10 protein-coding genes and 1 tRNA gene are annotated in these 14433 nt (G+C 44.6%); 5 read left to right on the top strand and 6 right to left on the bottom strand.

The features are described 5' to 3' along the window. Nucleotides 1-19: 19 nt before the first annotated feature. Entirely contained in the window at nucleotides 20-2914 is a 2895-nt protein-coding gene (locus tag C5O19_RS07150) for an HD domain-containing protein (protein ID WP_104710896.1), read from the bottom strand. Between the two features lie 469 nt (nucleotides 2915-3383). Further along, on the bottom strand, nucleotides 3384-3716 hold the full coding sequence (locus C5O19_RS07145) for a hypothetical protein (RefSeq protein WP_104710894.1): 333 nt from the start codon (nucleotides 3714-3716) through the stop codon (nucleotides 3384-3386). A gap of 547 nt (nucleotides 3717-4263) precedes the next feature. Here C5O19_RS07145 and C5O19_RS07140 point away from each other — a divergent pair. Continuing rightward, a complete protein-coding gene (locus tag C5O19_RS07140) occupies nucleotides 4264-5103 on the top strand; it encodes a PAS domain-containing protein (protein WP_104710892.1) in 840 nt (279 codons plus the stop codon). Nucleotides 5104-5142: 39 nt separating this feature from the next. On the opposite strand, the gene C5O19_RS25955 is transcribed toward C5O19_RS07140, so the two are convergent. Continuing rightward, a complete protein-coding gene (locus C5O19_RS25955; RefSeq protein WP_165795957.1) occupies nucleotides 5143-5310 on the bottom strand; it encodes a hypothetical protein in 168 nt (55 codons plus the stop codon). A 156-nt stretch (nucleotides 5311-5466) separates the two neighbouring features. Between C5O19_RS25955 and C5O19_RS07135 the strand changes: the two genes are divergently transcribed. The 4 genes from C5O19_RS07135 (at nucleotide 5467) to C5O19_RS07120 (ending at nucleotide 8446) form a co-directional block, all read left to right on the top strand. Beyond that, entirely contained in the window at nucleotides 5467-6657 is a 1191-nt protein-coding gene (locus C5O19_RS07135) for a PQQ-dependent sugar dehydrogenase (RefSeq protein WP_104710891.1), read from the top strand. A gap of 67 nt (nucleotides 6658-6724) precedes the next feature. Beyond that, a tRNA-Thr gene (locus C5O19_RS07130) sits at nucleotides 6725-6797 on the top strand. Between the two features lie 216 nt (nucleotides 6798-7013). Next, entirely contained in the window at nucleotides 7014-7346 is a 333-nt protein-coding gene (locus C5O19_RS26495; RefSeq protein WP_104710888.1) for an Arm DNA-binding domain-containing protein, read from the top strand. A 542-nt stretch (nucleotides 7347-7888) separates the two neighbouring features. Continuing rightward, nucleotides 7889-8446, top strand: a complete 558-nt coding sequence (locus tag C5O19_RS07120; protein WP_233207774.1) for a hypothetical protein — start codon at nucleotides 7889-7891, stop codon at nucleotides 8444-8446. A gap of 281 nt (nucleotides 8447-8727) precedes the next feature. Here C5O19_RS07120 and C5O19_RS07115 read toward each other — a convergent pair whose 3' ends face one another. The 3 genes from C5O19_RS07115 to C5O19_RS07105 form a co-directional block, all read right to left on the bottom strand. Then, nucleotides 8728-10086 (bottom strand): Gfo/Idh/MocA family protein, encoded by a 1359-nt coding sequence (locus tag C5O19_RS07115; protein WP_104710886.1) that lies wholly within the window; start codon nucleotides 10084-10086, stop codon nucleotides 8728-8730. Nucleotides 10087-10533: 447 nt separating this feature from the next. Further along, the gene (locus tag C5O19_RS07110) at nucleotides 10534-11061 is read right to left on the bottom strand and encodes a YciE/YciF ferroxidase family protein (RefSeq protein ID WP_104710884.1); all 528 of its coding nucleotides are present in this window, start codon (nucleotides 11059-11061) and stop codon (nucleotides 10534-10536) included. Between the two features lie 174 nt (nucleotides 11062-11235). After that, entirely contained in the window at nucleotides 11236-14388 is a 3153-nt protein-coding gene (locus tag C5O19_RS07105; protein WP_104710882.1) for an efflux RND transporter permease subunit, read from the bottom strand. Nucleotides 14389-14433: the final 45 nt, after the last annotated feature.

Here is a 14433-nt window from a genome sequence, read left to right as displayed (position 1 = left end):
TATTAATTATGATTAAAATTTATTTATCTTGAAGATATTTAAAAATATAATCTTTAAGTGCATAAAAAGCCAACGGAAACTTCTCGACCCTTTCTTTTAATGAAAATGGAATAACAGGATCATTCCCCAACAATTGATAAATTCTATCACTAATCGTTTTAATCCCTAGTGGATTGGTATATATATTTAAAATATCCTCTTTCAAAATTCTCAAATCATTAATACCTTTATACAAAAAAAGATTTTCTTTATTCTTAGTTACAGTAATATTTTTACTAACATTTTTAATCAAATTTATAAAATCATATTTATCTATTATTTCCATATCCATTATGCTTCTTACCGTATTAATACTTGGAATTAAAGAAAATTTCACCAAACTATCATCATCGTTTATAACTGAATCTAATTCTCTAGTTATACAATAAAAATCCGTATCATTCATAAAGCCCATTTGCGGATTATCATCTAATACATTATTAAGTCTAATTTTATAGTAATAAGGTGTCGAAACAGTATTGTTATCATATCTTCGCCAATCATATCTAACATCATTACTATTAAATATAACATCAAATACTTTGTAGTTATCATATTTATCGGTATTCATTAACGAAGCTAAAGTAGTGTAACCATTCTTAGAATATAAAATCTTTAAAATATACTTATTAGCTTTCCCCGCCTCAATACTTTCTGACGCATATTTAGTAGAAAAACCTGGATAGTTTAAACGCGTTGTAACCCCTTCACTGGCATCAAAAGGCATACATAATAAACATGCTATAAAATCATCAATTGATTGTTGAAAAATATTAAATATAATCATAGGAGGAATAAATATACTATTCCTATTTAAATTAATTTGTAGTTTATTATACCTATCAAAAAGACTAAGAGCAGGTAAACTATGATAAATATCTCCAATGGAATTATAAGGCAAAGTAGAAATAAAAAATCCGTTAACATAAGCTGTCTTACTTAATATATTCTCAAATCTACCTCTTTTAAAATTTCTCTCTGCGGAGCTTTCTGGGAAATAGGCCCAAGAATAAGTTATATTATCATATGATCCATTCACCCAATACCCATCTTGCTCTGCATTTTCTGAGGGTAAAATTATAAAATCGCCTTGACTCATTGAATTAGGGTCAAAAAACTCATCAGGAGCATTGTATTTTATTTCAGGAAAAGGCAAATTATACCACCTATACCAACGTTTAGACGAAGAATCTTTGAAGCCAGAGAGAGAGTCACTATTAATTTCTATAGTGATAGTTGTACCAATACAAGTATCTATATTTCTTTCAATTTCAATATCATTTTGATCTAATATGACTGTAAACTTATAACCTTTCTCATCTTGTATCGACCTAGTCGTAACTTCAATTTTATTACCAATTAAAAAGGAGGCTAATACTCCAACCCCAAACCTACCCACTCTATTTATCAAAACATTACCGATCTCATCTATAAAACGAGTTTTCCATCGAATGTCGTTAATGAACGATGCTCCTACTTTCAAGAAGTAATTACTAATTTCCTCAATAGTCATTCCTTTACCATAATCTTTTATAGTAAAAAAATACTTATTTTTATCATCTTTCTCAATATTTACATAAATATTTGTATCAAAAATTGAACTTCCTATTTTAAGTCTTTCATTTACAGCATCAACTGAGTTTTGAATTAGCTCTCTCACTCCAAAAGTAGGTTTATCGCCATATAGTGGTGCAATAAACAACTTCGCTAAGTTCTCATGCTGTGTAATCCTTATTTCTTTAGCAACATAATTAAGTTCATCTAGAAGTTCTTGTTCATCCAAATTAGAATATAGTCTTCTTAATGTAATTTTAGGTTGTTTAGTCAAAACTTTCGACCCGTAAACCTCTCCCAATACAGCCCATGATACATCCAACTCCATTTGTATACTCTCAAAAAGTTTTTTTAATCCATTATAAACATATACATTTTCAGGTTTAGCAACAATAATAATTCTTTCTGAATCGTCAGTATCTTCCTGTATATCAATTATCCCGGAATGCTTTTGATGTTCTAAAACCGACAAGGGGCTATTTATAGTCCTTAGTTTTATCACCTTAGAATCTAGTCTACTTGCATCTATTTGCAGGTAATCTGAAATTCTAATCAATACCATTAGAAATACTATATTAATATTATGAGGATTTTTCCAAACTTTACTCCAATTCTTTCTTAAATAGGAAAATGTATCTCGGATATTAATTCCATGGCTCCTAGCTATTAAACCAACTATTTGTCTTTTATTATAGTCTAAGTCTCTAGCAAAATCAATTGTTTCACCATTTTTACCTATAAATCCTTGCAATGCAACTTCATGTGCAAATCGAGGATGATGTCTTCTTATAAATTCACCAATTAATTTTTTATGATAACCATCAATTGAATCTTTATTTTTTATATCAATATTTCGTTCAGGAAATACATCAGAATTACCATATAAACTATTCCGTGCCTTTGCATCAAGTATTTTAGCTTCTAATATATATTCATTCCACAAAGTGAGCCAAGTTTTACCCCTAGTATTAAAACAATCACTTTCTTTTAATGAAACATCATACCTCCCGTCTACAAGTGCTATAAAAGTGTCATACTCAATATGCATGCCAATATCATGTAGTAGAACAGCTAGCACATAAATCCCTATATCCTCACCAGACAATATACTTAAGGTATTCTTTGTCATAAGGCCTAATGAGGTTTTCAAAATATCATTTAGATGTTTTTCAATATCATGAGGAGTATATTCTTCAAAAAAATACATCTTCCGGTCATGAAGGATTGAATTATAATCCCTAATGACAGTTCTAACAATCAGATTTATATCCTCTGAAGTTTTTAGTTTTTGCTCTAATTCTTTTGGTATGAGTAAATCCATGTATTTATTAATTGATAATGCTTGTAAAAATTTTATATAGGTATTTTTATAATATACCTATCAGGTACTGTACAGCATAGTGGCACATTCCTAGTTGCTATCAAATATAATTACTATTCATTTTTGATACTATCAATGATACCGCATTTCAAGTAAATACTTAAGTATCTGTAAATCAACGCCACATATATTCCCGCCGGAGCCACTATATAAAAATAACCTACTGATTTTCAGTAAGTTATTTTATATGATCACGAAATAGGTCACGATTTTCAAAAGCTCTCATTGCTTACTGTTGTTGGTGTTTAGCACTAAAGTCTCTTATATTTTCAATCGAAGAAAGGTTCTCTTATCCTCCTAGCTTTACAAGCTTATGCTGCATTAGATGAATGGTAGATGATAAGAGCATTGTGTTGGTGACGCTTCGCTAAACACCCAAAACCGCAGCAAGTTTAAGCTTCCCCACCCATCAATTATCCTCCACCCTACTCCCTTGCCGAGGTATCTGTTTAAGCACGATATCCAGCATCACTCTTCTATTTTCTTCGTGGGCTCGGTCTCCTACCTCTTCATTGTATACCGATAATGCTTTGGAGACTTTATACACTTTTACCAGGTTATACAGGCCGCTTAGTTTTTTGCCGTTTTCAAACAGGGTGATGGTTTCTCCTTCCACAAACTGAGGCGGATTGCGGGTGTAATACGCATCGATTAATTTACCCTGGGGAGTTATACTGTCTGGCGTCACCAGCCATACTTTTACTTCGGTAATTACCTCTTCAATATAAATTGGAATTGCCATATGCGTGGACATTTTTTAAGAATCGATGTACGATATACGTATAAATAAGGAATTTCCCATACTCCTTTTCCCTTGCCAACCCTTTTTTGCTTCGGTATCACTACCCCTTCGTAGCGGCTACCTAGTTCTTTTCTTGGTCGTTGTAAGCGTTAAGTCGAAAGGCATTTCTCCTTTCAAATATACCGTCTGGCTTTAATTGAATTGCGGTCATTCCTACCTAACCCAGATGGCATTAAGCGTGAGTCAAAACTAGATTCGTAGGGTTTGACTTCCGGCCTGAGAAAACCCGTTTATCCAGCTTTAGTGAGAGGTACTCGCGGACCGACGCTAGTACTGCTACGCTACGTATCCATCAGAACGGGCGGGCGGTCCTGGACCTTGTTTCCAGACTTCCCATCCCTCTTTGGTTAACGATCCCCCCAAGATTAGGCATCCCGGAACCTACTATTTTAGTACTATAACTCCATAGACAAAAAAGATTTTCGCCCCTTTTCTTTGCGTCGCTCGCTACCTGTTATCTTCCGTGTGCTAGAAGCAACAATTCAATATGAGTAGTGACCCATCTTTTCCATCACGTAAAAGTCGCTTTTCCGATTTAGAACGTCTTTCCTTCGCCCTACAAGCCGCTCAGGTGGGTACCTGGGATATGGACCTGGAACGAAAACAAGTCTGGTGGGATGAGCGATGCCGGGAGTTATACGGTTTTGTCCGGGAAGTAGAAGTTCCCTATGAGATCGTGTTGGAGTATACTCACCCCGACGATCAGAGTCGCGTCGATCAAGCTATTACCTGGGCATTAAATCCGAAGTCGCTGGGCGATTACGATATTGAATTCAGAACCATCGGCGGCGAAGATTATAAGTTACGCTGGGTACATGCCAAAGGACAGGCGTTCTTTGATGAGCACGGCAATGCCTACCGTTTTTCGGGCATCATTCAGGACATTACTTCGCTAGTACTGGCCTGGCAGGAACTAGAATCCAACCGACGTCATTGGAGTACGATCGTAGAAAACTCTCCTGCTCCTACGGCGGTCTTAGCGGGCCGGGAGCTGACCATTGAGACCATCAACAAATCCATGCTTCAGATCCTGGGCAAAGAGGCTTCGATCATAGGCCAACCCTTACTTGACGCCGTACCCGAATTTACAGATCAGCCCTTCATGGCGATTCTTCAGGATGTTTTCCACACGGGAAACGCCTATCACACTTCCGAAGGTAATGTATACATTAAGGTCGGTGATCGCTTGCAGGAATTCTGGTTTAGCTATTCGTACACGCCCTTATTTAACCAGAAAGGCCGGGTGGTTAGCATTGTCTGTACTGCCATCGACATCACAGCCCTGATCGAAATCCGCCGACAGATCGCAACGCAACAACCCGGCTGAGCATACCGGTTAGACCCTAACTGACGATTCTTACGCTGCTTATTTATTACGCCGCTCCAAAATTTCCTGCAGGAGAGCTTCGGTTAGGGGCTGACCCTGTTTTCTGATTTCTTCCAGCTCCTGAGCAGTGAGTTGTTCGTGAGCCCTTTGCTGGAGGTCATGCGTTTGATCTTGATTGGTTTGCGACGGGTTCGGAGTCTCTGCCATAGTTTTGAGTGTTAGATGGTGATTAAACTTTGAGGAATAAAAAATTCGGCCAGTGAGGCAGAACGCTCAGATGGGATTGTTCCGGAAAATGAATCGCCGTTTCCGGGCTGGTATTTTTATTTTAGATAAGGACGTATACTTAATGATTCCTACCCTATGCTTCGATCTTTTCTTGTACTAGGACTCAGCCTGACCTTGAGCTGCGGGTACGTAGCCTGTCAGTCACCCGAGCAAACGCAGGCTGAAAAGCCCATTGCCGTACAACTGCAACTCCTTTCCGATCAGTTGGATTTGCCCACGGCTTTTGCTGTACCCGGTGACGGATCGGGTCGTTTGTTCGTAACTGAACAAGTCGGACGTATACGCATCATCGATCAAAATAAACTCGTCGCCCAGCCTTTTCTGGATCTTACTAAGGTGGTCATCAAAAATAATGGCTACGATGAACGCGGCCTGCTGGGTCTGGCCTTTCACCCGCAGTACGCCAAGAATGGTAAGTTTTACGTGTACTACAGTGCCCGATCGCAGGGCGGCGGCAATCACAAAAGTGTGATTCAGGAGTTTACGGTATCGGGTAACAAAAACGCAGCCGATCCGCAAAGTGGGAAGCTGGTCCTGGAATTCAACGAGCCGGAATCGAACCACAATGGCGGCGATTTAAAATTCGGTCCGGATGGATACCTATACATTGCCGTGGGTGACGGCGGCGGAGCGAATGACCGCCACGGCGAGCACGGCAACGGCCAAAACATGAATACGCTGCTGGGCAAGATTCTACGGATTGATGTCAATACAGCTCCCTACGCCATTCCTGCGGACAATCCGTTCAAGACTCAGGCGGGAGCACGACCCGAGATTTACGCCTATGGCTTGCGGAATCCCTGGCGGATTAGCTTCGACAAGAGCAATGGAAAGCTTTTCGCCGGTGACGTCGGACAAAATCAGTACGAGGAAGTAGACATCATTACGAAAGGCGGCAACTACGGCTGGCGGGTGCGTGAAGCCTATCATCCTTTCAACGAGAAAGACCCCGATCCCAAAAATTACATCGATCCGATTACGGAATATCCGCACAGCGAAGGCATCAGCATCACGGGCGGTTTTGTGTACCGGGGCAAGGCCATTTCGGCTCTGCAGGGCAAATACATCTTCGCCGACTGGTCGGGTCCGATCTGGTATCTGACGGAATCGAAGGGCAAAACCTGGCCTCGGGGCGTGGTACAGCCACGTAGTCGTCCGGCGAACTGGCAGGTGTATAGTTTCGGTGAGGATGAGCAAGGTGAACTCTACATACTGGGGGTAAATACGGAGAATAACCGGGGCTTTCTATACAAATTTCAACCCTAAATCAAGAAAATATTGGCACAGGGCTTGACAAGGGACTTTTTTAAACCCTATCTTTGTGCCACCAAACGCCTCCTTAGCTCAGTTGGTAGAGCGACGCATTCGTAATGCGTAGGTCGCAAGTTCAAGTCTTGTAGGGGGCTCAGAGAGTTCAAATAAGCTCAATTATCATTCTTTTAGGTACCTGTTCGCGACCCGAACAGGTTTTTTTTGTGCCTTACCCTCAAATACTTAGGTTTTTTCTCCCCTTTTTACTCAATCGGGTTACACCCCCGGGTGGCATAAACTACTTAGCTAAATACTGCCCCCCGGCACGTTTTCTTGCGAATTGGTAAGTTCAGGAAGGGTTTCGCAAGACCATGAAACGCAGACGAATCTCTATGATGACTGTGAGCCTATGGAGGCATTTTAGCAACACCTCAAAAACCAAGTGTACCATTTATGCTCGAATTAAGTATCAAGGCGAACGGGCTGAGCTGGGCTCAACCGGAATCAAAATCTCAACCAGCGATTGGGATAATGAGTCAAAACGGGTACTTCCCTCCCACCCACAATATCTTTCAATCAACCAGGATCTGGAGGAATTGCTTAGCCGTGTTGACATTGCTTATCAGGAACTTAGAAAGACAAAAAGGCGGTTAAGGCACAAACAATTCTTGAAACGTACCGAGCCTTTTTTGAATCGGAGGTAGAGCCCCCAAACCAAAATCCCCAACCATCAAAGAGGTTTTTCATCGTTGGGTTAACCAACGGGAAGAACTTTATGAAAACGGTCAAATTGAATATTCGACATTTAAGAAGTATCGGGAAGCGAAGACGAAGTTTCTAGAGTACTTAGCTGATAAAGACAAGGATGGTGTTGAAATAATTTTACTATTCAAGCTGCATTCCGATACCGCAATTGGCTGGAGAAACAGAGGTATTCCTACCCCAACGTAAACAAATTACTCAAAACCTTGCGTCAGGCTGTTAAATAGGCGTTCGAGGAAGAGATACTTATTCAACCTGAAATTAGACTACCTTTTCTACTCCCTCACACCCCATTGGGGCCATAATTAACCGATCTGGGGAGTGGGTATTTCCCGACTTTCGTTCTACTTCTCATTAAGCCAATAGAATACAAACTATTCATTATCAACTACTTAATTCTAAAATCTACCATTTATCCTCTATTCTGGTACGTCTGTTTAATAAAAGTAGTCATGTAGTTTAATCCTCAACGCTACTTAAAGCCATGGAAAATGTAAACACGATGACGACTGGAACCGGAGCGGTAACGGGCGTATTCAATAATACAAAAGATGCGGAAAACGCGTATAACGCCCTGATCAACCGGGGTTATTCGTCGAATGATATATCGGTACTGATGTCGAACGCGACGCAGGAAAGTTTCCGTACGAGTGATCATGAATCTGAGCTTGGCAATAAGGCCATGGAAAAAGCGGGTATCGGTTCCGCCATCGGTGGCACCGCCGGAGCTATTCTAGGTGCCATCGCAGCGATCGGTACCGTAGTAGCTTTGCCGGGTCTGGGTCTGGTCGTAGCTGGTCCCCTGTTGGCCGCCCTGACTGGAGCCGGAGCGGGTGGTTTGACGGGTGGTATCATCGGTGCCTTGGTCGGATCGGGTATTCCGAAAGAACGGGCTGAATACTACGAAAGCAGCATCAAAGAAGGCGGCATCGTCATTGGCGTAACGCCGAGAACCCAGGAAGAACGCGAAGTAATTGCAGACGAACTGGAATCTCACAACGGACACGAAATCCACGGTAAAGCAGTACCTACCACGTATTAAGAGTCTTAGTTTATCCAACCCATGAACAAGAACGCCGTTGCAGTAGGCTGCAACGGCGTTTTATTTGATGTATGGTATAAGGAGGTTTGATGGAGTTTAAGTACAGTTTAAGGTCTAACGAAAGGATGAGGTTTGATCCAAGTTTCAGTCTTATGAATGAAGGTATTACTAAAACAAATCCACAACCCTAGCTCGATTCCTTTAAACGCGTTTAACCTTTAAACCTTTATCAAACATCTTCAAACTTCAAACCCAATCAAACTTCTCTTAAACCTTAAACCCTATCCTCGCTTCGGTTCCGTCCCCCGGAAGGTGTCGAGTTTGTCGTATTTCTGTAGTTTGACAGGTTTGCCTTCCTGGGCTGACTGGTAGATGGCTTCCATGATGATGTGATCCTGAAGCCCTTCTTCGCCCGGCGTAAAGGGTTTTTTATCCTGCTGGATACAGTCGGAGAAATGGTCCATTTCCAGAGCAAACTGGTTTTTCTCCGCGACCTTCGGCTCTTCGTTGTACTCCACGGGGCCTTCGGCGTGCGATTGCTTCATCGACAGACCTTTATAAGCGAAGGCGGGCTGCATACTCATCCAGCCCTTCTCAGCCAGTACTTTGTACGTACGGTTTTCGTGAGCGGCGTAAGCCGTTGCACAGTTCGCCAGTACGCCGCTGGGGAAACGCATCTGCCAGGTTACGTTCTCTTCTACTTCCTTAAATAGCGGATCGCCGGGCGTGGAGTACTGGTACCCCATTACCTCAGTGGGCTCTTCGCCTAAGGCGTATCGAATGGTATTCAGACAGTACAACCCAATGTCGGGCAACGAGCCACCGCCAGCCAGGGCTTTCACATGACGCCAGTGCGAAGGATTGGCCGTGTACTGAGCATTCGTTGCTTCAATGAATTTCACCTTACCAAATTTCTTCTGACGGATCGAATCGCGAATCATGGCGTGGTAAGGCTCGTACTGAATCCGGTAGGCAATCATCAGTTTGCGGTTGGCCTGTTTGCAGGCTTCAATCATCTGACGGCATTCCTCGGGCGTATTGGCCATGGGCTTTTCGCACAGAATGTGTTTACCCGCTTTGGCTCCGCGAATGGTGTACTCGGCGTGCAGCCCGTTGGGCAGTACAATGTAAATGGCCTGTACCTCCGGGTTATCTTTGAGCTGATCATAGGTCTGGTAATTGTAAATGTTCTTTTCCGGAACGCCGTACTGTTTTGCCACTTTCAGGGCCTTTTCCCGGTTACCACTAACCAGAGCCGTCACTTTCGACTTTTTGCACTGAGCCAGAGCAGGCAGGATTTCATCGAGCGACAAGTGCCCCAAACCAACAATGGCGTATCCTACGCGTTGTTCTTCGGGTTGCGGACTGGGCGTGGGGCCAGCGGCCTGCTCGGTTTCTGCCTTCCAGGCTTCCAGTTCAATGGGCTGTTCGGGCTTGGAAGGGTCTGTATTTTTTGCGGGCGGCGAAGTGGGCTTCACCCCATCGGTTTTTCCCTGACCTAAGCTAATCTGACAGGCGGCTAATCCCCCCGCTATTCCCGACAAGGCGAGTCCCTGACCCGCCCGGCGTAAGAACAATTGGCGGGACACCGTTTTCTTGTCAGACAAGAGGTCAGACAACATGGAATCTAAACTTTTCATGGTATACGTGCTATACGTGAGGTTGGATAGTAAGCTTTATGCTGAGAAAAAAATGTGCCTATTGGGAAGGGGGATTTGATGTTTGAACGGGTGAGTATTTGAGGTTACTGTAGGTTAAAGTTTGAGCTTGGAATGGTTTAAGGTTTGGGTGGTGTTTGAGGTTTAATGGAAGGATTAGAAGGGATCTATTTATAGCTGATCATGCGTTTTGGGCTGGACTTTCTTATCACTAATTAGATATTAAATTTTGGGGTATAACTCCATGATAAGATTCTAGAATCAGGGCCTGTTCATCTGGTTTCCAGACTAATCGCTCCTAAAAATTCGGCGGCACGTATAGCTATTGTCGAACAATCAGGCACAAAAAAAACGAGAGGTGTCGGACCTCTCGTTTAAGAAAAGCGGGCCTTTTGAAAAAGGACATCCACCTTTCAATCTCAATTTCTATTACTCAGCCGTAGCGGTCGTATTCACGAACGATTCCGCCAGCATCGTTAACTTCTGATCGGTTGCTTCTTCTTCCTGCAGGTTGGCATGGAGCAGACGAGCGGCTTCTTCATAACCCAGAATTTTCGCCCAGGCTACCAGCGTTCCGTAGCTGGCAATTTCGTAGTGCTCTACCTTCTGACAGGCGGCAATGATACCGGCATCACGGGTCAGACTACCACTCTGCGTTTCAGCAACGATGTCTTCGCCTTCGTCCACCAGTCCAGCCATCGCCTGGCATTTTACGCCCTCCGCTTCCAGACCCAGCGAAGAGAATACCTGATTCAGACGCTTAATCTGTCCTTCCGTTTCGGCCAAGTGCGTACGCAGACCTCCTTTGAGTTCATCCGTCGTCGCTGCGGTTTCCATCTCGGTAAGAGCCGTCGTTAATTTATTTTCGGCCCAATAAATATCTTTCAATTGAGCTACGAACAGTTCTGAAAGGCCCTCGGCCTTGTCCATTTGAAAAAGACTAGCAAGACTTGCCATAATAAAATACGTTTGGGTTGATTATACGGTAGGTATATACGAAAACGATATACCAATCCACCGAGGGGTAAGCCAGCCTCATCTTCGAGTAGCTCCTTCCCCAGAAGTGTGGAGCAAAAAAAACGGCTTCCCGGAACAGGTCCAGAAAGCCGTTATCTATTGTTAATCAGATCATTACTCATTCATGGCCCGTGAGACGGTAAGCTCTTCGGGCTTCTGCGGACGGGGTTCTTTTTTCTGGAAACGAGCGATAATTCGGTCTACCACCAGGTATACGGAAGGTACAACGAAGAGCGTCAGCACCAGCGAACTTGTCAAACCACCAATGATGACCCAGGCCATGCCATTTTTGGTTTCGGCCCCTGCCCCACTCGCTAATGCAATCGGCAACATACCGAAGATCATGGCCAGGGTGGTCATCAAAATTGGACGAAGACGTTCCTTACCCGCTTCCACCAGTGCCGCTACTACTTCTTTTCCTTCGGCTTTCAGGTGATTGGTAAAGTCTACGATCAGGATGGCGTTTTTCGCGACCAGACCCAAGAGCATGATCATACCCACAATCGAGAATACTGTCAAGCTTTCCATCGTTAGAGCCAGAGCCAGCAAGGCACCAATCAGGGCAACGGGAATCGAGAACAATACAACGAAGGGGTATACGACGCTTTCGTACAGGGCCACCATAATGAAGTATACCAGCAGGATAGCCATGATCAGAGCCAGCCCCAAACTACCGAAGGCGTCTGATTGCTGTTGCAGCTGACCGAGATACTGAATCGAGATTCCTTCACCCAATTTGACATTGGCCATTTTCGCCTGAATGTCGGCCCCTACTGTACCCACCGGACGTCCGACGACCTGCGAGTTGATGGTAATCGAAGACAGACGGTCGTTCCGTTCTAGTACGCTTTCCCCGATCCGTTCGTCTACCTGAGCGAATTGCGACAACTGGAAGGTACGTCCCTGGTTGTTGACGAACAGCAGGTTTCCTACGTCATCGGCACTACTGCGGTTGAATCGATCGAGATTGACCAGAATGTCGTACTCGTTTCCGTTCTGTTTGAACTTGGCTCGGTCATCACCCCGGAAAGCCGTTTGCAGGGCCATCCCTACATCCGAAGCATTGATACCTAGTTGAGCCATTCGCTCCCGATTCAGACGGATCGATACTTCAGGTTTCGGGTCTTTCACGGAGTACTTCACATCCTGCGTACCGGGCGTAGATTTTACAATATCCAGTACCTGAGCGGCCGCTTTCCGGATGGAGGGCATGTCCGTACCCTTCACGGCAATCTGAATGGGAGCTTCGGAAGAACCAACAATACCTACGGGGCTTACGGTTACCTTCACCCCCGGAACCTTACCGATTTCTTTCTTGATTTCAACCCCAAACTCATCCGTCGAGTACGTCCGCTCTTTCTTATCGACCAGCTTGACGTTAATGTCCGCCAGGTTACTATTCGACGTTGAGGATAAAGCATTACTCGTATACCCTACGTTCGAGAAAACGTTCGTTACGCCGGGGTGTTTTAACAGAATCTGTTCGGCTTTCTGTACAGCTTCATTCGTCTGGTAAATGGAGGCGGTCGGAGCTAATTCCAACTGCACGGCAATTTCCCCCTGATCGGATTGAGGCATGAAGGCCGCCCCAATAAAGCCCGCCGGCACCAGTGCAATTGATCCGACGAACAACAGAATGACGATAATGAACACCCAACGTTTGTGACCCAGGGCTTTTTGCAATACACCACCGTAGTAGGCAATGATCCGGTCAATGAAGCGTTCGAAACCGAGGTTGATTTTACCCCAGAGCGTATTTTCCTTTAGATGCTCCAGCTTGCCGAAACGCGATACCAGCAGCGGCGTAATGGTAAAGGATACCATCAAACTCATCAGCGTTGAGAATACAACGACCAGCGAGAACTCCCGAAGAATGTTACCGATCAAACCACCCGTCAAGGCCAGCGGTACGAATACCACGACGTCCACCAGGGTAATGGCCAGGGCGGTAAACCCGATTTCGCTCCGTCCGTCGATAGCGGCCTGTCGTCGGTCTTTACCCATTTCCATGTGTCGGGTGATGTTCTCCAGAATTACAATGGAGTCATCGACGAGGATACCTACCACCAGCGAGAGTGCCATCAGCGTCATCAGGTTTAGCGAGAATCCTGACAGATACATCAGCATAAACGTCGGCACAATGGACGAAGGCAGAGCCACCAGTACGAATAAGGACGACCGGAAGCTGTGTAAGAACAGCAACATCACGACCGATACAATCGCCACGGCCAGGAATAAATCGTCCACTACGGCCTCAGCCGAAGCCAGCGTATACACCGACTGATCCGCCGCGATATTGAATTTCAGGCCGATGGAAGCGTACTGTTTTTCCAGTACCCCGATTCGCTCGCGTACGAGTTCACTGACTTCTACGGCATTGGCATCACTCTGTTTCAGTACTTGCACCCCGATGGAAGGAATACCGTTGATGTGGTTGATGGCCGTTTCTTTGGCCGTTCCGTCCACGACTTCGGCAACATCCCGTAACAATACATCACCACCGCCGGGCGTATTACCGCTGGCGAGTCGACGAGCAATGATCAGGTTACGCATTTTTTCCACCGATTGTACCGTGGCGTCGAAGTGAATGGAATACTGCGACTGCTGCGTTTCAATCTGACCCGCCGGATAACTGGCGTTGGCATTGTAAACGGCCTGCGAGACCTGACCGATGGAGATGCCGTACGCCTGTAATTTCACAGGGTCTACGTTCACCTGAATTTCCCGTTCGGCACCACCAATCAGGTTGATCTGCCCTACCCCGGCTACGTTGGAGAGCTGGGGCTTGAGTTTCTCATCCAGCAGATCGAACAATTGCGTGGGCGACAACTTGGCCGTAACCCCCATCCGCAGGACGGGCAATTCGTCCGTGGAGAATTTATTGATGACTGGATCATCTACATCTTCGGGCAACAGCGAGAGAATCTGGTTGATTTTCCGCTGAGCATCCTGTTGAGCCAGGTTTACATCGGCTCCGTTTTTCAATTGAAGGACGACCGAAGAAACCCCTTCCTGAGAAGTAGATTTGATCCGATCGAGTCCTTCGAGTGATGAAAGGGCGTCTTCGATCCGCTTGGTCACGTTGGTTTCCACTTCATCGGCGGCAGCCCCCCGATAGACGGTAGCAACGCTGATGACGTTTGCCTCGAATTTAGGCAGCAGATTGTAGGACAACTGCTGGTAACTGATGACCCCAAAGAGGATGAGTACCGTAAAGATGGTAGTCACCAGCAGAGGTCGTTTTATGGCTACTTCGGTTATCGACATTTCTTTTTAGTTTACGGTTTTCAGTTTACGGTTTTCAGTTTTCTG

Source organism: Siphonobacter curvatus (assembly GCF_002943425.1).
GTDB lineage: Bacteria > Bacteroidota > Bacteroidia > Cytophagales > Spirosomataceae > Siphonobacter > Siphonobacter curvatus.
The sequence above is the reverse complement of the archived record's forward strand: the minus strand, read 5'-3'. Positions and strand labels throughout refer to the sequence as shown.